Origin of the sequence: Streptomyces alanosinicus (assembly GCF_014650595.1) — a bacterium.
Classification (GTDB): domain Bacteria; phylum Actinomycetota; class Actinomycetes; order Streptomycetales; family Streptomycetaceae; genus Streptomyces; species Streptomyces alanosinicus.
This window is the reverse complement of the sequence record NZ_BMVG01000001.1, coordinates 1,164,689-1,183,643: the sequence shown is the minus strand read 5'-3', so window position 1 is coordinate 1,183,643 and position 18,955 is coordinate 1,164,689. Positions and strand designations below refer to the sequence as shown.

The window sequence follows — 18,955 nt, the reverse complement described above, 5'->3', positions numbered from 1 at the left end:
TTGAACCAAGGTGTCGGAAAGTGGCTACAGTGGACGGCATGGCACTGGGCAAGGACTACGCGACACAGGAGTGCTCGATCGCCCGCGCGCTCGAGATCATCGGCGAGCGCTGGACGCTGCTCGTCGTCCGGGACGCGCTGTACGGCGTGCGGCGGTACAACGACTTCCTGGTCCACCTCGGCATCCCGCGCGCCGTGCTGGCGGCCCGGCTGCAGACCCTGACCGGCGAGGGCATCCTCGAAAAGCGCCGCTACCAGCAGTCGCCGCCGCGCGACGAGTACGTCCTCACCGAGCGCGGCCGCGCCCTGTGGCCGACCCTGCGCGCGCTCGGCCTGTGGGGGCGCGAGCACTTCACCGAGACCCAGCTGCGCTACTTCCGGCACGCGGACTGCGGCACGGAACTCGGCCCGTACGGCGAATGCCCCGCCTGCAAGGCCGTCGTACCGCTGGAGGACGTCGTCATGGAACCCGGCCCCGGCCTCGACCGCGCCCCGGCGGACCCGGTCAGCAGGGCCCTGCTGAAGCGGAAGCGGCTGCTGGAGCCGCTGGAGACGGAACCCGCCTGAGAACCCGCCTGAGAGCCCCCCCAAGGGCCCGCGGGCCTCGGGTCGCTCAGGGCGCCGCCTGCCCGTCGCCCCTGAGCAGGTCGACCGCCATCTGGTCGGTCTGCTCCGACCGGCCGCCGAGCCGGTGGACGACCACCCAGCGGCCGTCCGCCATGGCCCCGGCGAAGACGGAGGCGTGGCGGGTCGCGCCGTTGTGCCACAGCAGCGCGCCGGCCGTCTGCCACGAGGGCGCGGGCTCCCCCAGCCGGCGGTCCACCGCCAGCCGGACCAGCAGATCGGCGACCGCGCGCGGGGTGGCCCACAGCCCGCCCGCCGGCAGGATCGCCCCGTCCATGGTCCAGGGCCTGCGGTCCCGGCCGAGGAACCCGGGGGCGAGCAGCCGCCGGCCCGCCTCGGGGCGCACGCTCACCTCACAGACGTCCAGCGGGCGCAGGACGTGCTCGGCGAGCAGTTCCTCGTACGGCGCGCCGGCCGCGGCGACCAGGGCCGCGCCCAGCACGGCGTACCCGAGATTGGAGTACTCCTCCTCCTGTCCCGGCGGCCGGACCACGACCCCGTCCAGCCGGCCGAGCAGCCGGCGCAGGGCCGCGTCGTCGAACCCGGCGTACGGATCGCGGTTGCCGGTGTCGGGCGGCAGCCGGGGCAGCCCGGAGGTGTGCTGGGCCAGCTGCCGCAGCGTGATGCCGGTGCCGGGAGCGGCGGGGAGCCAGCGCTCGACGGGGTCGTCGGCGTCGAGCAGGCCCGCGGCTGCCATCCGCATGAGCGCCGTACCGGTGAGCACCTTGGTGAAGGAGCCGATCTCGACGAACTGGTCCACCGCGTGACCGTCACCGGCGCGCGCGGGAGAGGTGTCGCTCAGGATGCAGAAGGGAGTACGAGGCACGCGGGGTCCTTGGGGGTTCTCGGGGGCTCTTGGGGATTCATGGAGTACGGCGGCGACGGCGAGTACGGCGACGACGACGAGTACTGCGGAGACGGGGAGTACTGCGGAGACGGCGAGTACTGCGGCGACAGCGGTTTTTCGGCCATCACCCGCCCCTGTACTTGGTGTTCGCGCTGTTCAGGTATAAAGGGCAGGATGGCATGGGTGGTTGTGACCGTGGGGAGGGGAGTCGAGTGGTCCGCAGAGTGACGCGATCGCGTGAGTTCGCCCCGCTGCTGCTTCTTCTGCTGCTGCTGCCGCTCTTGCTGCTCGACACCGGCAACCTGACCGCGACCGTGGCCCTGGCCGCGACCGCCGCCGCCGGTTCCGCGCTCGCCCTCTGCTCCCTCCTCGCCGCCCGCAGCGCGCCCGCCGTCCCGCCCACCCGGGTACGCACCGCGATCCGGGACCGCGCGCGGCGTACGGCCTTCCTGCCGCAACGCGATCCCGACGCGCCCGGCCGGCGCCGGCCCAGGGCACCCGGACACGCCCTTCCGGCGACCGCCGCGTAGGGCACGTCCCACCGCACTTCCGGGTACGTGACCCCGCGCGGGTCGTCATGCCGCTCTGCTCATCCGCGCGCCTTCCGCGCGCTTCCGGCACGACGAGACCCCCGGAGGGCTCACCCACACATGTCCGTCTTCTCTGTCTTCTCCGTCTTCGCGCGTCTGGTGGAGCAACTCGCCGACCTGCTCCAGCCGCTGTTCCACGCCTCCGCGGCCGCCGCCGCGATCGTCCTGTTCACCGCGCTCGTACGACTCCTCGTCCACCCGCTCTCCCGCGCCGCCGCCCGCCGCCCGCGGCCAGCGGGCACGCGCCGCACTCCAGCCGCGCCTGGCCGAGCTGCGCCGCAAGCACGCCAAGGACCCGCAGCGGCTGCAGCGGGCGGTGCTGGAACTGCACCGCGAGGAAAAGGTGTCACCGCTGTCCGGCTGTCTGCCCGGACTGCTCCAGCTGCCCGCGTTCTTCCTGCTCTACCACGTCTTCTCCAGCTCCACGATCGCCGGCGAGGCCAACGGGCTCCTCGGCCATCAGCTCTTCGCCGCGCCGCTCGGCGGGAAGTGGGCCGACGCGCTCGGCGCCGGGGGGCCGTTCGGCCCCGCCGGGCTGGTCTACCTCGTGCTCTTCGCGCTCGTCGCGGCCGTAGCCGCCTTCAACTACCGGCGGACCAAGCGGATGATGGCGGACAATCCGGTCACCGTGGGTGCTGGTGCTGGTGCTGGTGCTGGTGCCGGTGCCGGTGAGCAGGTGCCGGGGCTCGGCGCGGTCAACAAGGTCATGCCGTTCATGTCCTTCTTCACGCTCGTCACCGTGGCGGTCGTCCCGCTCGCCGCCGCGCTCTACGTCGTGACCAGTACGACCTGGAGCGCGGTGGAGCGGGCGGCTCTGTATCGGTAGAGGGCCTGGTCACAGCCCTGGTTACGGTCCAGTACGTGAACAGGGTCTTGCGGAGTGGACGCCTCGATTGGAGGATCGACCAGTCCTCCGATGGCTGCACCCATCGGTCCGGGCGTCCGCTATCGAGGGAGATGGTGACCATGAAGCTGCTGCGAGTCGGTACGGCAGGGGCCGAGCGGCCCGCGCTGCTCGATGCCGAGGGGACCCTCCGGGACCTGTCGGGCATCGTGGCCGACATCGACGGCGCGTTCCTGGCCGACGAGAGTGCGCTGGACCGGGTACGGGCGGCGGCCGAGGCCGGTGAGCTGCCCGTGCTCGACGCCACGGGCCTGCGGATCGGGCCTCCGGTCGGCCGCATCGGAAAGGTCGTGTGCATCGGGCTCAACTACCACGACCACGCCCGTGAGACCGGTGCCGAGCCGCCCGCCGAGCCGGTCGTCTTCTTCAAGGCGGCGGACACGGTGGTCGGGCCGCACGACACCGTGCTCGTCCCCCGTGGGTCGCGCAAGACCGACTGGGAGGTGGAGCTGGCCGTCGTCATCGGGCGTACGGCCCGCTATGTGGAGTCGGCCGAGGAGGCGCTCGCGCATGTCGCGGGGTACGCGGTCGCGCACGACGTGTCCGAGCGGGAGTTCCAGATCGAGCGGGGCGGCACCTGGGACAAGGGCAAGAACTGCGAGACGTTCAATCCGCTGGGGCCGTGGCTGGTGACGGCGGACGAGATCCCCGACCCGCAGCGGCTGTCGCTGAAACTGTGGGTCAACGGGGAACTGAAGCAGGACGGTACGACGGCCGAGCAGATCTTCCCCGTGGCGGAGGTCGTGCGGTACGTCAGCCAGTTCATGACGCTCTACCCCGGGGACGTCATCAACACGGGGACGCCCGCGGGGGTGGCCATGGGCCGGCCCGAGCCGAAGCCGTATCTGCGGGCCGGGGACGTCGTCGAGCTGGAGATCGCCGGCCTCGGCCGGCAGCGCCAGGAGCTGAAGGACGCCTGAGCCAGGTAGAGATGTGGGGCGCCCTTCGCGCAGTCGGTCCCCGGGCGCCTCACACCTTCAGGAACTGCTCCAGCGCCGCCACGACGAACCGGTGGTCCTCCAGCTGGGGCAGGCCGGAGACGGTCACCGCGCCGATGACGCCCACGTTCTCGACGCGGACCGGGAAGGAGCCGCCGTGGGCCGCGTAGGCGTCCGGATCGAGCCGCGAGGAGTCCTCGAACGTCGTGCCCTTGGCGCGGAAGCGGGCGCCGACCAGGTAGGAGGAGGCGCCGTAGCGCTCCACCACCCGGCGCTTGCGGGCGATCCAGGCGTCGTTGTCCGGGGTGGAGCCCGGCAGGGCCGCGTGGAAGAGCTGCTGGCCGGCGCGGTGGATGTCGATGGCGACCGGGGCCCGGCGCTCCCGGGCCAGTCCGACCAGGAGCGAGCCGAGGGCCCAGGCGTCCTCGTGGCTGAACCGCCGGAAGACCAGCCGGCGTTCCTGCTCCTCCAACTCCTCGACGGACGGGGCGGGTTCGGGGGTGGTCCGAGGGGCGGGCCGCGACATCAGAGGGTCACCGTGACCTTGTCGCGGGCGGACCGGCGGGCCGCTTCCAGTACGTCCAGGGCGGCGGCCGCCTCCAGCGCGGTCACCGGGTTGGGTCCCGTGCCGGTCAGGGCGCGGGCGACGGCCGTGTAGTAGGCGGGGTAGTCGCCGGGCAGGGTCGGTACGGGGGTGCCGCCGCCGGTCACCGGCGACTCTCCCCCAGAGCCGATACGGCCCCACAGGGACGCCTCCTCCGTGCCCCAGTCGGCGGTGGTGCCGGGGCGGTCGCCCTCGCGCAGGGCCGCCTCCTGCGGGTCCAGGCCGTACTTCACATAGCCGGCGCGGGAGCCCAGCACCCGGAAACGGGGGCCGAGTTGCGCGGTCGTCGCGGAGACATAGAGGTGGGAGCGGACGCCGCCGGCGTGTGTGAGCGCGATGAAGGCGTCGTCGTCGGTCTCGGCGCCGGGGCGGCGGATGTCCGTCTCCGCGTACACCTCGGTGACCGGGCCGAAGAGGACCAGGGCCTGGTCGACGACATGGCTGCCGAGGTCGTAGAGCAGACCTCCGATCTCTGCCGGGTCGCCGGACTCGCGCCAGCCGCCCTTCGGCTGCGGGCGCCAGCGCTCGAAGCGGGACTCGAAGCGCCAGGGGTCGCCGAGTTCGCCGTCCTGAAGGAGCTTACGGAGGGTCAGGAAGTCATTGTCCCAGCGGCGGTTCTGGAAGACGGACAGGAGCAGGCCGCGCTCCTCGGCGAGGGCGGCGAGGCCACGGGCCTCGGCCGCGGTGCCGGCGACCGGCTTGTCGACGACGACCGGCAGGCCCGCCTTCAGGGCGGCGGTGGCGAGCGGGACGTGCGTCTTGTTCGGGGAGGCGATGACGACCAGGTCCAGCCGGTCCGCGCGGTCGAACAGCTCCTCCGGCGTGGCGACGGGCGTCACGTCAGGGAACTCGGCGCGGGCCTGCCCCTGCCGCTCCGGGTCGGAGGTGACCACGGTGTCCAGGGCGAGGCCCTCGGTGGCGGCGATCAGCGGGGCATGGAACACGGAGCCGGCGAGGCCGTAGCCGATCAGGCCGACGCGGAGGGGGGTAGCAGTCATGCGTCCTACTTTCGCAACGCTGTTGCCAAAGTGCAAGTGGTGGGGAGAATGGGTGGCGTGAACAGGACGAGGTCGAGGACGGCGGCGAGCACGACGGCGAGGGCGGGCGCGGAGCCGGAGCCGGGCCCGGCGGCGGCGCCGGCTCCGGGGCAGGAGCAGGGGCCGGGGCAGGAGCGGCGGCCGGGGATGGGTACGGCGGGGGCGAATCTCGGCGCGGTGCGCAGCCACAACGCCGCGCTGGTGCTGGGGCTGCTGCGGGACGCCGGCGCGGAGGGCATCAGCCGGCTGGAACTCGCCGAGCGGACCGGGCTCACCCCGCAGGCCGTCAGCAAGATCACCGCACGGCTGCGCGAGGAGGGGTACGCGGCGGAGGCCGGGCGGCGCGCGTCGACGGGGGGCAAGCCGCGGACCGTGCTGCGGCTGGTGCCGGAGGCGGGGCACGCGGTGGGGGTGCATCTGGACCGCGACGAGCTGCGGGTGGTGCTGGTCGATCTGGACGGCGCCGTGGTGGCGCAGCGGCGGGCGGAGCTGGATCTCGGGGCCCGGGCGGAGGCGGTCCTCGGGGTGGTCGCCGAGGCGGTGGAGGAGCTGGTGGGGGAGGCGCTCGGCCTCGGGGACGAGGGTCTCGCCGGTGCCGGGACGCTGCTCGGGGTGGGAGTGGCGCTGCCGGGCCCGCTCGATCACTCCCGTGGTGTGCTGCACCGGGTGACCGGGTTCCCCGAGTGGGACGGATTTCCGCTGCGCGACGCCCTCGGGGAGCGGCTGGGGGTGCCGGTCGTGGTGGACAAGGACACCAACGCGGCGGCGCTCGGGCTGTCGGTGGGGGGCGAGGCGGGATCCCGGTCCTTCGCGTATCTGCATCTCGGTACGGGGCTCGGTGCCGGTCTGGTGATCGGCGGGCGGGTGCACCGGGGGGCGCGGACCGGGGCGGGGGAGTTCGGGCACCAGGTGATCCAGCTGGACGGGCCGCTGTGCGAGTGCGGGAACCGGGGATGCGTGGAGGCGCTGTGCCTGGCGGCGGTGGGGCGGGGGGAGCCCGGGGAGGCGGCGCGTGTGCTGGGGGTGGGGGCGGCGAATCTGGTGGCGCTGCTGGACATCGATGTGGTGCTGCTCGGGGGGCGGACGGTGGCGGGGGAGCCGGGGGTGTTCGTGCGGGGGGTCGAGGACGTGCTCGATGCGCGGGCTCGGCGGGCGGGCGCGCGGGGGGAGCCGGTGCCGGTACGGAGCTCCACGCGGGGGGAGCGATTGGTGGCCGAGGGCGCGGCGCAGCTGCTGCTGGCACCGGTGTTCGGCCGGGGCGACGCGTGACGGCGCGGTGAGTTGTGGCGGGGTGGGGCGGGTCGCCTGTCGGCGCGTGCCGGGTGCTGCTCGCCCACCCGTGCCGCCTGGGACCGGACAACCTGATGGGGCGGGCCTGGTCCGCGGTGCCCACGGCCCGGCGCATGGCCGCGCTTGCGCGCGCCGCCAAGAGCGCGGGTTACCGTCTCGCTCTCTTGTCGAACAGCTTCGGCATGGATCCGTTCAACCCGTATGAGCAAGCAGGGATTTGGGGCCTGTTCGAGGTGCACATCATCTCCGAGCAGGTCCGCACGGCGAAGCCCGACCCTGCGATCTACGAGCTGACGTTGGAGCGTCTCGGACTTCCTGCACAGGCATGTGTGTTCGTTGATGACCATCCCCGGAACCTCCCGCCTGCCGAGGCCCTGGGTATCACCACCGTCCTTGCGACGGATGAAGCCGCCACGGTGGCCGAGCTTGAGGCATTGCTCGGAGTGAGCGCTGCACGTTCCGTCTCTAGGGAACATCATGCCCGCGGCTGTGGTTGTGGTGGCCGAGATCGTTTCCCGACGTGAGGAGGACGCATGCCCACGGCCGTGCAAGTGAGGCAAACCGGCGGTCCCGAGGTGCTAGAGGTTGCCGAGGTGGAAGTTGGCGACCCGGGCCCGCGCCAGCTCCTGGTCGATGTGGCGGCCGCGGGTGTGAACTACGTCGACACCTACCAGCGCAGTGGGCTTTACCCGATCCCCTTGCCTTATACCCTCGGCCTTGAGGGCGCCGGGAAGGTAGCCGCGGTCGGTGCTGACGTGACCGGGTTCGCCCCAGGCGACCGGGTGGCCTGGCAGGGTGTGCCCGGTAGCTACGCGCAGCGGGCGCTGATACCGGCCGATGCCGCGGTGCACGTACCGGACGGGGTGACGGACCAGATCGCCGCCGCCGTACCGTTGCAGGGGATCACGGCGCACTACCTGGTCACCTCCACCTATCCAGTCAAGTCGGGCGAAGCGATCCTGGTGCACGCGGCGGCCGGTGGGGTCGGCCTACTGCTGATCCAATTGGCGAAGGCACGCGGCGCCCGGGTCATCGGCACGGTGTCCACCGCGGCGAAGGAGAAGCTCGCCCGCGAGGCCGGTGCCGACGATGTGATCCGCTATGACCAGGTGGATTTCGCCTCGGCAGTTCGGAACCTGACCGCTGGCGAGGGCGTACACGTCGTCTACGACGGAGTCGGCAGGTCCACACTGGACGGAAGCCTGAATAGCCTGCGCAAGCGAGGCCTGTTGGCGCTGTTTGGCGCATCCAGTGGGCCGGTGCCGCCGATCGACCCGCAACGGCTCAACAAGGCCGGTTCGGTGTACCTGACCCGCCCGGATATCGACGACTACAGCCAGACCCGTGAGGAGCTGGAATGGCGGATCGGCGAGCTTTTCGCTGCTGTGGCCGACGGTTCGCTAAAGGTGCGGATCGGCGCCACGTACTCGCTTACCGACGCACGGCAGGCCCACGACGACCTACACGCCCGCACGACCACTGGCAAGGTGCTGCTCATCCCCTAGATGGATGAGTCCAGGGGATGGCCTGCGGGCGTGAGACGAGGGCGTCCAATGTCGGTGTGTGAAGACAGACCTGGACACCCTCGCGACGGCACTCTACGCCCGGATCGACGACGAGTTGAAGGCTTCGCCGTGGCTGGCCCCCTGGCGTCCGGAGACCGGGATCTCGCCTCGGCTCAGTGACGCGGAACTGCTCACCCTCGCGGTGATGTCGGCGCTGCTCGGCTACACGTCCGAGCGGCGCTGGCTGCGCCGTGTCGATCGGGACTTTCGCGGCCTGTTTCCCTATGTGCCCCGGCAGTCCGGCTACGGCAAACGGCTGCGTGCCGCGTCCTCGCTGCTCACCAGCATGATCCGGATTTTGGCCCGGGACACCTCGCTGTGGCACGACGACGTCTGGCTGGTGGATTCCACCCCGGTCGGCTGCGGCTGCTCCCGCGAGACGGCCAGACGCTCCGACCTGGCTGGATGGGCCCAGTACGGGTACTGCGCGTCACACTCACGGTACTTCTGGGGCCTGCGGCTGCACCTGGTGTGCACCCTCGGCGGGCTGCCGGTCCTGTTCGCACTGACCGGCGCGAAAGCCGACGAGCGCGAGACGCTGCGCGACATGCTCGACACCGCACCCGAGGTGACCGCCTCCCACCCGGGGCAGACGATCATCGCAGATAGGAACTACTACGGCCGCGAGTTCGAGCACGCCCTCACCGAGCGTCAGCTGCGGCTCCTGCGGCCGGCTCGCCAGGGCGAACCCGAGCGGGCCGGGGCGCACCTGTTCAAGCCGCTGCGACAGGTCATCGAGTCGATCAACCAGACATTCAAGGGGCAGCTGGACCTGGAACGACACGGCGGCAAGAGCCCAGCGGGGGTGGCGGCACGCGTCCTGTGCCGGATCCTCGCCCTCACCGCGGCGATCTGGCACAACGACAAGACCCGACAGCCGATCAAACGATCACTGACCGCCTACGACCACTGACCGCAGCGACACCCCTTGGACTCATCCATCTAGCGGCGACTTCCGGTCAACTCGCTCTGTCCGCAGAGGCTGCCGTCTCCCCGTAGGAACCCGCCGCTGTGCCGCACGTCCATGATGTCCCCCTGCGTCGACAGCTGATCGACCCCGTCGTCGTGGGGCCAGACGCACGACCGTGTCACGCTCAGCCGCCTGTCCCATTCCTGCACCGGCCGCGCGATCACCTTCGCGCCCCTGTGACCTACGCCGACGCACGCGCCGTGGCCGCGTCTGGGCCGTTCGGGTGGTCACAATGGGACCAAGCGCATCAAGCGAATCAATAGGCCACTGTCATCTCACACGACGCACCCATCAGTGCGGTGAGGAGTGAGTATGCGCCGCTCTCGGATCGCCCGCGTCGCCCGTATCGCCACCGCAACCCTCGTCGGCGCCGGCACCGCCCTCGTCGCGCTCGCCGGGTCGGCCGCCGCCGCGCCGGTCGGCACCGTCAGCCCTGCCTCGGTGAAGCCCGGTCAGAGTGTGCGGCTCACGCTCACCGGATGCAGCGACCCCCGCCAGGGCGGCCGTGCCGAAGGCGCGCCGATCGGCAACGGCACCACGGCCCGCAGCCCCATCGACGGCGTCGACCTCAGGTCCACGGCCGGGGACACCCTGAACGGGACGGCCACGATCGTGCGGTACGCACAACCCGGCGTGGCACAGATCTACCTGGCCTGTGCCTCCGATCCGTCCACCGTGGTCACCGTGGACGTCACCGTCACCGGCTGACCCCCGCTCTGCCCCCACGGAACTCCGCTGATCGAGCGGAGTTCCGTGGGCCCCCGGAGTGGCAGCTCTCCGTGTCGCCGGACGTCCGGCATGGTCATGTGTTCATGCGACTGTGCACGTCCCTGCCGCCCTGCCTTGCCGCAGCGGCCGCCGTCACCGTCCTCGCCCCCGTGCCGTCGGCCGTCGCCCATGCCGGCACGCCGCCCCCCGCCTGCGTCGCCGCCGACGCGCACGCGTTTCCGCTCGTCACCCGGATCCGCGGCGGACCCGGCTCGTACGAGGCCGGCGGCGGATACGGCACCTGGTACGTCGACCTCACCAACACCACCGGCCGGATCTGCACCGGCGTCCATCCGCTGATCGTGCTCGTCGACGACAACCGCGCGCTGCGGCCCGACCAGCCTCAGCTGGACTTCTATGACGGTTCCCGGGCCCGGCCGGTGACGTTCGAGGGCACCGACGAGCAGGAGCTGATCGGGGTGCTGGACGCCACGGGGTTCGCCGGGTTCGCCGTACCGCCCGGCGGGACCGTCAGTGTCAAGGTCAGGCTCGCGCTCCCCTCCGATGTCGCGCCGGACCGGGTCACCGTCAACGCGGCCGTCGTCCAGCGCCGGGGCGACGACGGGGACTGGGTCGGGGAGTCCGACGCGTACCGGTTCGCGGTCAGCCAGGACGGACACGACCCGCCGCCGGATCCGCAGAGCACGCGGGACGGCGGGAGCGTGGCGCCCAGCGCGTCCGGCAGCCCGCAGGCCACGCCCGGTGCCGGCACCGCCACCCCCGTCGCCGACTCCACGCCCACCCTCGATCCCGCCCCGCCGTCGGCCCAGGCGGCGGGGGAAGCGGGGAGCCGGGCGGGTGAACTGTCCCGGACCGGACCCGGCTCCGCCCGCGCGCTGCTCGCGGCCGCCGCCGCGCTGACCGCCGTCGGCGCGGGCGCGCTGCTGGCCCGCAGACGCGGCTGAGGCCCGGCTGAGGCCCGGCTAAGGCCCGGCTGAGGTGCGGCCGAGGCGTGGCCGAGGCGTGGCGGGACCGGGGGCCGTACGATCAACTTCCGGTCGGTCTGCGACGATCCCCTGGTGGACTACCCGAACGACCAGGCCCCCGGCGCCCCCGTCCGCTCCGGCATCCCCGAGCACGGGCGCATCCCCAAGTACTACGCGGTGAAGGCGCGGATCGCCGCGCTGCTGGACGAACTGGGGGAGGACAGCGTCATCCCCACCGAACGGGATCTCGCCGAGCGCTATGACGTCGCCCGCGAGACCGTACGGCAGGCCGTGCGTGAGCTGGTGCTGGAGGGGCGGCTGCGGCGAAAGGGGCGCGGGACCGTCGTCGCCGGGCCCAAGCTGGCCCAGCCGCTGTCCCTCGCCAGCTACACCGAGGGCGTGCGGCGGCAGGGCCGTACCCCCGGCCGTACGCTCGTCACCCTCGACCGCTTCCCCTGCCCGCAGGCCCTGGCCGCCGAGACCGGGCTCACCCGGGGCGAGCCCGTCTGGCACCTGGAGCGGGTGCTGCTCGCCGACGACGAGCGGGTCGGCCTGGAGAGCACCTATGTCGCCGTCGAGCGGGTGCCGGGTCTGCGCGGCGACTTCGACCCGGACTCCTCCTTCTACGCCTATCTGAAGGCCCAGGGCATCGACTTCGGCGACGCCGACGAGCGCGTCGAGACCGTGCTGGCCACCCCGCGCGAGGCCCTGCTCATCGGCACCCCGCCGGCCCTGCCGATGCTGCTGATCCACCGCGTCTCCCGGGACACGCAGGGGCGGCCGCTGGAGCGGGTGCGCTCGCTCTACCGGGGCGACCGGTTCTCCTTCACCGCCCACCTCACGGGCTGACACCGTCCCGCCGGGCTGACACCGCCCCTACCGGCCGGTACCGCCCTCTCGCGGGCCGGTCACGTCCGGAATCCGCCCATCGGTACCCCCGTGAACATTACGAGAAGATAACGGGTCTAGCCCAAACGTGATGGGTCGTTCACGCTCTCGTTGTCAGCCGGACCCTTCCGGTTCCCCGATCCCGAGGAGCGTTGACGTCGTGAGACTGACAGTCGTGGGAGCAGGCGTGGTGGGCACCATGCACGCCTGGCAAGCAGTGCAGCGCGGCCACCAGGTCGTCCAGATCGAGCGGGAGGCGGAGGCGCGCGGCGCCTCGCTCCGCAACTTCGGACAGATCTGGGTCAGTGGCCGCGCGGGCGGAGAAGAACTGGAGACCGCGCTGCGGGCGCGGGAGCTGTGGGAGGAGATCGGCGGGCGCGTGCCGAAGCTGGGCTTCCGGGCCAACGGCTCGCTGACCCCGGTGCGCGGAGATCTCGAACTCGCCGTCGCCGAGGCCGCCGTGGCCCGCCCGGACGCCGCCGCCCGCGGCTACAAGCTGCTGACCCCCGGCGAGGCCCGGACCGTCAACCCCGCCCTGCGCGGCGAGTTCGACGCCGCCCTCTACTGCGAGCGCGACGCCGCCGTCGAGCCCCGCACCGCCCAGCTCGCCTTGCGCGAGGAACTGCTGAAGTCCCCGCACTACACCTTCCTGCCGGGCCGTGAGGTCCGTGACGTGGTCGGCGCCGCAAGCGTGCGCGACGACCACGGGGACGTGCACGAGGCCGACGCCGTCGTGCTGTGCACCGGCGCCTGGCTCGGCGGACTCGTCCGCGAGCTGGCCGGCCCCGACCTGCCGGTGCGCCGCGTACGCCTGCAGATGATGCAGACCGCCCCGCTCGGCGAGCCGCTGACCACCTCGGTCGCGGACACCGACAGCTTCCGCTACTACCCGGCCTACGCCTCCCCGGCCCTGGACGCGCTCAACGCCGGCCGGCCCCAGGCGCGGACCGCGGCCGAGCACAAGATGCAGCTGCTCATGGTGCAGCGCGCCGACGGCGGACTGACCATCGGCGACACCCACGAGTACGAGCACCCCTTCGCCTTCGACACCGTCGAGGACCCCTACGACCACCTCACCGGGGTCGTCGAGTTCTTCCTCGGCCGGCCGCTGCCGAAGATCCGCCGCCGCTGGGCCGGCGTGTACGCGCAGTGCACCGACAAGAGCCGTGTCGTGCACCGGCAGCAGGTGAGCGACGGCGTGTGGCTGGTCACCGGACCCGGCGGGCGCGGCATGACCTGCTCGCCGGCGATAGCCGAAACGACCGCGAACGAACTGGGCTGGTGAGCACCCCCATGACCGCATCCCCCGAGAACATCCGTCTCGTCGTCCTCGACATGGCCGGGACCACCGTCGCCGACGACGGCCTCGTCGAGCGCGCCTTCGCCGCCGCCGCGGCCGAACTGGGCGTCGAGCCCGGCTCGGCCGAGCACACCGAACACCTCGCCTACGTCCGCGCGACCATGGGCGAGTCCAAGATCTCCGTCTTCCGGCATCTGTTCGGCACCGAGGACCGCGCCCAGCGCGCCAACACCGCCTTCGAGAAGGCCTACGGCGACCTGGTCGACGCCGGTCTGATCGCCCCCGTGCCCGGGGCCCGCGAGGCCATCGAGGCACTCGCCGCCGACGGCCGCAGTGTCGTCCTGACCACCGGTTTCGCCCGGGTCACCCAGGACGCCATCCTCGCCGCCCTAGGCTGGCAGGACCCCTCGTTCCCCGTCTCGCTCACTCTGTGCCCGGCCGACGCCGGCGGGCGCGGACGGCCGTACCCGGACATGGTCCTGGAGGCCTTCGTCCGCACCAAGGCCGCCGAGGGCGTGAGCCAGATCGCCGTCGTCGGCGACACCTCGTACGACGTGCTCAGCGGCGTCCGCGCCGGGGCCGGACTGGTCGCCGGCGTGCGCACCGGCGCCCATGGCGACGAGGCGTTCCGCGCCGCCGGTGCCACCCACGTCCTCGACTCCGTCGCCGACCTGCCCGCCCTGCTCTCGGGAGCGCGCTGAGATGGGCATCCGCTTCGACTCCGTCACCGTCGCCTACGACGGCAACGTCGTCCTCGACCAGCTCGACCTGACCGTCGAGCCCGGCGAGGTCATGGCGCTGCTCGGGCCGTCCGGCTCCGGCAAGACCACCGCGCTGCGGGCGGTCGCCGGATTCGTACGGCCCGTGTCCGGGCGGGTGCTCCTCGGCGGCCGGGACGTGACGGACCTGCCGCCGTACCGGCGAGGCATCGGCATGGTCGTGCAGCAGTACGCGCTCTTCCCGCACATGCGGGTCGACGAGAACGTGGCCTTCGGGCTCAGGGCCCGCAAGGCGGCCAAGGGCGAGATACGGCAGCGGGTCGCCGAGGCGCTGGAGATGACCGGCATGGCCGCCTACGCCCGCCGCCACCCGCGCGAGCTGTCCGGCGGACAGCAGCAGCGGGTCGCCATCGCCCGCGCGCTGGCCATCCGGCCGGACGTGCTGCTCCTGGACGAGCCGCTGTCCGCGCTCGACGCCCGGCTGCGCTCCGGGATGCTCTCCGAACTCGCCCGGCTGCACCGGGAGTTGCCCGACGTCTCGATGCTGTACGTCACCCACGACCAGGTCGAGGCGCTCACCCTGGCCGACCGGATCGCGGTCATGGACAAGGCGCGGCTGCAGTCCTGCGGTACGCCGAAGGAGCTGTACCGCTCCCCGGCCGACGAGTTCACCGCCTCCTTCGTGGGCGGCGCGAACCTGGTGCCGGTGACCGTCGGCTCCGGGGGTGTCTCCTTCGCGGGCACCGAGCTGAAGGTCGACACGACCGGGGTGCTCGCGGGGGCGCGGGCCACGCTGTGCGTACGGCCGCATCTGGTCGGGCTCGGCGAAGGGCCCAACCGGGTCGTCGGCACGGTCACCGAGATCCAGTGGCGGGGCGCCACGCACCGGCTGTACGTCGAGGTCGACGGGCACAGTGTGATGGCGGACCTGCGGGAGCTGAGGAATCCGCCGGCGCTCGGGGACGCGGTGGCTCTGCACTTCGCCCCCGAGGACGCGGTGCTGCTGCCCGCCGGAGTCACCCATGAATAGGCGTCTGTTGTGGGCCCTGCCACCGGTGGCCCTCCTCGCCCTCTTCTTCCTCTACCCCCTCGCCCTCGTCGTCCAGCAGTCGTTCCAGCCGGACTCCGGAGGCACCTCGCTCACGCCGTACTCCGATGTCTTCGCCTCCGAGGCCTTCCGGAACGCGCTGTGGACCACCGTCTGGCTGGCCGTGGCCTCCACCATCGGGTGTCTGGTGCTCGGGTTCCTGCTGTCGCTGGTCATCGCGTTCGTGCCGTTCCCCGGGGCGAAGGCGGTGGCGCGGTTCATCGATGTGTTCCTGTCCTTCCCGTCCTTCCTGATCACGCTGGCGCTGCTGTTCATCTACGGCAGCGTCGGCATGGCGAACGGGGCGTGGACGGATCTGACCGGTGCGTCGAGCGGGCCGTTCCAGTTCCTGACCACGCCCTGGGGGGTGCTGCTGGCCGAGGTCACCTACTTCACGCCGTTCGTGATGCGGCCGCTGCTCGCCGCCTTCTCACAGCTGGACACCGCGCAGCTGGAGGCGGCCGGCTCGCTCGGGGCGCGGGCGCCGCGGATCGTACGGCAGGTGATCCTGCCGGAGGCGCTGCCCGCGCTCGCGGCCGGCGGCAGCCTCGTCCTGGTGCTCTGTCTCAACGAGTTCGGGATCGTGCTCTTCACCGGTGCGAAAGGGGTCACGACCCTCCCGATGCTCGTCTACAGCAAGGCGATCCTGGAGTCCGACTATCCGGGCGCGTGCGTGGTCGCCGTCGTCAACGTCCTGATCTCCGTGGGGCTGTACGGCCTCTACCGGGTGGTGAGCCGTCGTGCTGGTGCATAGCCGTGGGGCCAAGTGGGCCGTATGGGCGGTGTTCCTGCTGCTCTTCGTGCCGCTGTTCGCCCTTCCCCTTCTCGTGGTGCTCGGCGCCTCCTTCGCCACGCACTGGTCCAGCGTCCTGCCCTCGGGGCTGACCACGGCCAACTACCGTGCCGCCACCCGCGGCGAGGCCCTCCAGGCGCTCACCACCAGCCTGCTCACCGCCGCCGGAGCGAGCCTGCTCGCGCTGGCCGTCGGCACCTGGGCCGCGCTGGCCGGGGCCGCCCTGAAGCAGCGCTACCGCAGGGTCGTCGACGCCCTCTTCGTGCTGCCGGTCGCCGTGCCGTCGGTCGTCGTCGGACTGTCGGTCCTGGTGGCGTTCTCCAAGCCGCCGATGCTGCTCAACGGCACCCGGTGGATCGTGATCCTCGCGCACACCGTGCTGGTCACGGCGTTCGCCCACCAGTCCGTGTCGGCGGCGGTCACCCGCCTCGACCCGGCCTACGAACAGGCCGCCGCCTCCCTCGGCGCCCGGCCCTCCACTGTGCTGTGGCGGGTGCGGCTGCCCCTGCTGCTGCCGTCCCTGACCGCCGCCGCCGGCCTCTGCTTCGCCCTCTCCATGGGCGAGCTGAGCGCCACGATGATGCTCTATCCGCCCGACTGGACCCCGCTTCCGGTCCTGATCTACGCGGCCACCGACCGCGGTGCCCTGTTCACCGGCTCCGCCGTCGCCGTGGTGCTGATGGCCGCGACCCTGCTCGTCCTGTTCGCCCTCTCCCGGGTCCGCACCCGGGCGTCGTACCGCTGACCCCCCGCATCCCCCCCGCACCCCCACCTCCCCCGTCATCCCCGTGAAAATGCCAGGAGTTGGCCTCGCCATGCCCAGAACCCGTATCACGCTCGCCGTAGCCCTCGCTCTGCTCGCCACCCCCGCGCTGTCCGCCTGCGACGGCTCCTCCGCCGCCTCCGACGCCAAGGAAGTCACCGTCTACAGCGCCGACGGCCTGAAGGGCGAGAACGGCGACGGCTGGTACGACAAGGTCTTCGCGGACTTCACCAAGCAGACCGGCATCAAGGTCAAGTACGTCGAGGGCGGCTCCGGCGAGATCGTGCAGCGCGCCGTCCGCGAGAAGAGCAACCCGCAGGCCGATGTGCTGGTCACCCTCCCGCCGTTCATCCAGGAGGCCGGCGGCAAGGGCCTGCTGGAGAAGTACGAGCCGGGGGACGCCGACCAGGTCAGCGGCGCCGACAAGGCCACGGACGGCACCTGGACCTCGGTCGTCGACAACTACTTCGGCTTCGTCTACAACAAGAAGGAGCTGAAGCAGGCCCCCAAGACCTGGGACGAGCTGCTCGACGCCGAGTACAAGAACAAGCTGCAGTACTCCACCCCGGGTGTCGCCGGTGACGGCACGGCCGTGCTCATCAAGGCGATGCACGACTTCGGCGGCAAGGAGCAGGCCCTCGCCTACCTGAAGAAGCTCCAGGCCAACAACGTCGGCCCGTCCGCCTCCACCGGCAAGCTCGCCCCCAAGGTCGACAAGGGCGAACTGCTCGTCGCCAACGGCGATGTGCAGATGAACTACGCCCAGTCCAAGACCATGCCGGGCCTCGGTCTCTGGTTCCCGGCCGGCAAGGACGGCAAGCCCACCACCTTCGCCCTGCCCTACGCGGCCGGCCTCGTCAGCAAGGCCCCGCACAGCGAGAACGGCAAGAAGCTGCTCGACTTCATGCTCGCGCAGAAGCAGCAGCAGGAGGTCAGCGAGATCGGCGGCGGCTTCGCCTCCCGCCAGGACGTCAAGGCCACCGACGCCAACGCCATCGCCCTGACCAAGATCATGGACGGCGTCGAGTTCTTCGAGCCGGACTGGGCCGACATCAACAAGAACCTGACCTCGTACGTCGAGGACTGGAAGTCGGCCACGGGCAGCTGAGCCCTCCGGGGGTTCGGCCGCCAACGGGTCCCGCCCCGCCGCACGTCACCGTCCCGCCGTCGCGGCCGGTCGCGCAGTTCCCCGCGCCCCTGGGGAACTGCCGTACCGTCGGCCGCACAGTGGCCGTGGCGCCGGTCCACGCCGCGGCAGCTGCGAGCAACGTCCGGGTGCGGTTCCGCTGCACCGGCGGAGACAACTGGTATCGGGTGGTCGACGGAGTGCGGATCAGCCAGGGCTGAGCAGGGTCAAGTCCGGGCCGCTCTGATTAGGCTGGGGGCGTCGGTACGCCGTGGTTCCGGCGCCCCCGCTTTCCCGACCGTACGCATGCCAGGAGACGCGCAACATGGCAGACCGCAAGCCCATCGAGTCATGGCTCACCGACATGGACGGCGTCCTGATCCACGAAGGGGTGCCGATCCCCGGCGCCGACGCCTTCGTGAAGAAGCTCCGTGAGTCCGGGCGGCCCTTCCTGGTGCTCACCAACAACTCCATCTACACCGCCCGTGACCTGCACGCCCGGCTGAACCGCATGGGCCTTGAGGTGCCGGTGGAGAACATCTGGACCTCGGCGCTCGCCACCGCCCAGTTCCTGAGCGACCAGCGGCCCGGCGGCAGCGCCTACGTCATCGGCGAGGCCGGTCTGACCACGGCGCTGCACGACATCGGCTACATCCTCACCGACCACGACCCCGACTTCGTGATCCTCGGCGAGACCCGCACCTACTCCTTCGAGGCCCTGACCAGGGCCGTACGGCTGATCAACGACGGCGCCCGGTTCATCGCCACCAACCCCGACAACGTCGGCCCGTCCACCGAGGGCGATCTGCCCGCCACCGGCTCCGTCGCCGCCCTGATCACCGCCGCGACCCGCAAGAAGCCGTACTTCGTCGGCAAGCCCAACCCGCTGATGATGCGGGCGGGGCTCAACGCGATCGGCGCGCACTCGGAGACCTCGGCGATGATCGGCGACCGCATGGACACCGACGTCCTCGCCGGCCTGGAGGCCGGGATGCGGACGTTCCTGGTGCTGTCCGGTGTCACCCAGCCCGACGATGTCGACCGCTACCCCTTCCGCCCCTCGCAGGTCGTCGACTCCATCGCCGACCTGGTCGACCTGGTCTGACCTGCGCAGATCCACTGATCCCAAGCTCCGGTCCACCCATTCGGAGCAATGGGGCGCCTCCCGGGGATGCGGCGGCGCCCCGGCCGGGGGAGCCTCCTGATAACTGGAGGTT

General features: G+C 71.8%; 20 protein-coding genes and 2 pseudogenes. 19 read left to right on the top strand and 3 right to left on the bottom strand.

Features of this window, described 5'->3' with window-relative positions; genetic code table 11:
- The first annotated feature begins 29 nt into the window (after positions 1-29).
- Positions 30-566, top strand: coding sequence for a winged helix-turn-helix transcriptional regulator (locus IE277_RS05405; RefSeq protein WP_189949239.1), 537 nt, complete (start codon positions 30-32; stop codon positions 564-566).
- A 46-nt stretch (positions 567-612) separates the two neighbouring features.
- Here IE277_RS05405 and IE277_RS05400 read toward each other — a convergent pair whose 3' ends face one another.
- The gene (locus IE277_RS05400; protein ID WP_189948914.1) at positions 613-1,449 is read right to left on the bottom strand and encodes a serine hydrolase domain-containing protein; all 837 of its coding nucleotides are present in this window, start codon (positions 1,447-1,449) and stop codon (positions 613-615) included.
- Between the two features lie 39 nt (positions 1,450-1,488).
- Here IE277_RS05400 and IE277_RS05395 point away from each other — a divergent pair, with 39 nt between their 5' ends.
- The 4 genes and pseudogenes from IE277_RS05395 (at position 1,489) to IE277_RS05380 (ending at position 3,884) form a co-directional block, all read left to right on the top strand.
- A complete protein-coding gene (locus IE277_RS05395) occupies positions 1,489-1,698 on the top strand; it encodes a hypothetical protein (RefSeq protein ID WP_189948912.1) in 210 nt (69 codons plus the stop codon).
- Positions 1,650-2,000, top strand: coding sequence for a DUF6412 domain-containing protein (locus tag IE277_RS05390; RefSeq protein ID WP_373310708.1), 351 nt, complete (start codon positions 1,650-1,652; stop codon positions 1,998-2,000). Before IE277_RS05395 ends, IE277_RS05390 begins: the two co-directional genes overlap by 49 nt.
- 120 nt (positions 2,001-2,120) lie before the next feature.
- A pseudogene (locus IE277_RS05385) lies at positions 2,121-2,886 on the top strand (YidC/Oxa1 family membrane protein insertase).
- A gap of 140 nt (positions 2,887-3,026) precedes the next feature.
- Positions 3,027-3,884 (top strand): fumarylacetoacetate hydrolase family protein, encoded by an 858-nt coding sequence (locus tag IE277_RS05380; RefSeq protein ID WP_189948908.1) that lies wholly within the window; start codon positions 3,027-3,029, stop codon positions 3,882-3,884.
- 49 nt (positions 3,885-3,933) lie between these two features.
- On the opposite strand, the gene IE277_RS05375 is transcribed toward IE277_RS05380, so the two are convergent.
- Positions 3,934-4,428 carry a heme-degrading domain-containing protein gene (locus IE277_RS05375; RefSeq protein ID WP_189948906.1) on the bottom strand — a complete coding sequence of 165 codons (495 nt, stop codon included), beginning with the start codon at positions 4,426-4,428 and terminating at the stop codon, positions 3,934-3,936.
- Positions 4,428-5,504: a Gfo/Idh/MocA family protein gene (locus IE277_RS05370; protein ID WP_189948904.1), complete on the bottom strand. Its 1,077-nt coding sequence runs from the start codon at positions 5,502-5,504 to the stop codon at positions 4,428-4,430. The genes IE277_RS05375 and IE277_RS05370 overlap by 1 nt, the downstream gene beginning before the upstream one ends.
- 216 nt (positions 5,505-5,720) lie before the next feature.
- On the opposite strand from IE277_RS05370, the gene IE277_RS05365 reads away from it, so the two are divergent.
- The 14 genes and pseudogenes from IE277_RS05365 (at position 5,721) to IE277_RS05300 (ending at position 18,843) form a co-directional block, all read left to right on the top strand.
- Positions 5,721-6,812, top strand: a complete 1,092-nt coding sequence (locus tag IE277_RS05365) for an ROK family transcriptional regulator (protein ID WP_373310722.1) — start codon at positions 5,721-5,723, stop codon at positions 6,810-6,812.
- A gap of 83 nt (positions 6,813-6,895) precedes the next feature.
- Positions 6,896-7,357: pseudogene (locus IE277_RS05360) on the top strand (HAD-IA family hydrolase); the annotation flags it as partial.
- Between the two features lie 9 nt (positions 7,358-7,366).
- Entirely contained in the window at positions 7,367-8,338 is a 972-nt protein-coding gene (locus IE277_RS05355) for a quinone oxidoreductase family protein (RefSeq protein WP_189948902.1), read from the top strand.
- Between the two features lie 58 nt (positions 8,339-8,396).
- Positions 8,397-9,311: an IS982 family transposase gene (locus IE277_RS05350; RefSeq protein ID WP_189948900.1), complete on the top strand. Its 915-nt coding sequence runs from the start codon at positions 8,397-8,399 to the stop codon at positions 9,309-9,311.
- A gap of 369 nt (positions 9,312-9,680) precedes the next feature.
- Positions 9,681-10,076 (top strand): hypothetical protein, encoded by a 396-nt coding sequence (locus tag IE277_RS05345; protein WP_189948898.1) that lies wholly within the window; start codon positions 9,681-9,683, stop codon positions 10,074-10,076.
- 104 nt (positions 10,077-10,180) lie between these two features.
- A complete protein-coding gene (locus tag IE277_RS05340; RefSeq protein WP_308433353.1) occupies positions 10,181-11,041 on the top strand; it encodes a hypothetical protein in 861 nt (286 codons plus the stop codon).
- 114 nt (positions 11,042-11,155) lie between these two features.
- Positions 11,156-11,911 carry a GntR family transcriptional regulator gene (locus tag IE277_RS05335; protein WP_189948894.1) on the top strand — a complete coding sequence of 252 codons (756 nt, stop codon included), beginning with the start codon at positions 11,156-11,158 and terminating at the stop codon, positions 11,909-11,911.
- 199 nt (positions 11,912-12,110) lie between these two features.
- Positions 12,111-13,235, top strand: a complete 1,125-nt coding sequence (locus IE277_RS05330; RefSeq protein WP_189948892.1) for a TIGR03364 family FAD-dependent oxidoreductase — start codon at positions 12,111-12,113, stop codon at positions 13,233-13,235.
- Between the two features lie 8 nt (positions 13,236-13,243).
- Positions 13,244-13,951, top strand: coding sequence for an HAD family hydrolase (locus IE277_RS05325; RefSeq protein ID WP_189948890.1), 708 nt, complete (start codon positions 13,244-13,246; stop codon positions 13,949-13,951).
- A gap of 1 nt (position 13,952) precedes the next feature.
- Positions 13,953-14,999 (top strand): ABC transporter ATP-binding protein, encoded by a 1,047-nt coding sequence (locus tag IE277_RS05320; protein ID WP_189948888.1) that lies wholly within the window; start codon positions 13,953-13,955, stop codon positions 14,997-14,999.
- Positions 14,992-15,810, top strand: coding sequence for a 2-aminoethylphosphonate ABC transporter permease subunit (locus IE277_RS05315; RefSeq protein ID WP_189948886.1), 819 nt, complete (start codon positions 14,992-14,994; stop codon positions 15,808-15,810). Before IE277_RS05320 ends, IE277_RS05315 begins: the two co-directional genes overlap by 8 nt.
- Entirely contained in the window at positions 15,797-16,594 is a 798-nt protein-coding gene (locus tag IE277_RS05310) for an ABC transporter permease (RefSeq protein WP_189948884.1), read from the top strand. Before IE277_RS05315 ends, IE277_RS05310 begins: the two co-directional genes overlap by 14 nt.
- Positions 16,595-16,664: 70 nt before the next feature.
- Positions 16,665-17,720 carry a 2-aminoethylphosphonate ABC transporter substrate-binding protein gene (locus tag IE277_RS05305; protein WP_189948882.1) on the top strand — a complete coding sequence of 352 codons (1,056 nt, stop codon included), beginning with the start codon at positions 16,665-16,667 and terminating at the stop codon, positions 17,718-17,720.
- Between the two features lie 343 nt (positions 17,721-18,063).
- Positions 18,064-18,843 (top strand): HAD-IIA family hydrolase, encoded by a 780-nt coding sequence (locus IE277_RS05300; RefSeq protein WP_189948880.1) that lies wholly within the window; start codon positions 18,064-18,066, stop codon positions 18,841-18,843.
- The last annotated feature ends 112 nt before the right edge of the window (positions 18,844-18,955 follow it).

What these genes read in the sequence shown, in the direction of transcription:
- IE277_RS05325 (WP_189948890.1), top strand. Translation starts at nt 13,244, where the DNA reads ATGACCGCATCCCCCGAGAACATCCGTCTCGTCGTCCTCGACATGGCC.
- IE277_RS05390 (WP_373310708.1), top strand. Translation starts at nt 1,650, where the DNA reads ATGGGTGGTTGTGACCGTGGGGAGGGGAGTCGAGTGGTCCGCAGAGTG.
- IE277_RS05355 (WP_189948902.1), top strand. Translation starts at nt 7,367, where the DNA reads ATGCCCACGGCCGTGCAAGTGAGGCAAACCGGCGGTCCCGAGGTGCTA.
- IE277_RS05320 (WP_189948888.1), top strand. Translation starts at nt 13,953, where the DNA reads ATGGGCATCCGCTTCGACTCCGTCACCGTCGCCTACGACGGCAACGTC.
- IE277_RS05315 (WP_189948886.1), top strand. Translation starts at nt 14,992, where the DNA reads ATGAATAGGCGTCTGTTGTGGGCCCTGCCACCGGTGGCCCTCCTCGCC.
- IE277_RS05395 (WP_189948912.1), top strand. Translation starts at nt 1,489, where the DNA reads ATGGAGTACGGCGGCGACGGCGAGTACGGCGACGACGACGAGTACTGC.
- IE277_RS05340 (WP_308433353.1), top strand. Translation starts at nt 10,181, where the DNA reads ATGCGACTGTGCACGTCCCTGCCGCCCTGCCTTGCCGCAGCGGCCGCC.
- IE277_RS05305 (WP_189948882.1), top strand. Translation starts at nt 16,665, where the DNA reads ATGCCCAGAACCCGTATCACGCTCGCCGTAGCCCTCGCTCTGCTCGCC.
- IE277_RS05345 (WP_189948898.1), top strand. Translation starts at nt 9,681, where the DNA reads ATGCGCCGCTCTCGGATCGCCCGCGTCGCCCGTATCGCCACCGCAACC.
- IE277_RS05375 (WP_189948906.1), bottom strand. Translation starts at nt 4,428, where the DNA reads ATGTCGCGGCCCGCCCCTCGGACCACCCCCGAACCCGCCCCGTCCGTC.
- IE277_RS05370 (WP_189948904.1), bottom strand. Translation starts at nt 5,504, where the DNA reads ATGACTGCTACCCCCCTCCGCGTCGGCCTGATCGGCTACGGCCTCGCC.
- IE277_RS05380 (WP_189948908.1), top strand. Translation starts at nt 3,027, where the DNA reads ATGAAGCTGCTGCGAGTCGGTACGGCAGGGGCCGAGCGGCCCGCGCTG.
- IE277_RS05300 (WP_189948880.1), top strand. Translation starts at nt 18,064, where the DNA reads ATGGCAGACCGCAAGCCCATCGAGTCATGGCTCACCGACATGGACGGC.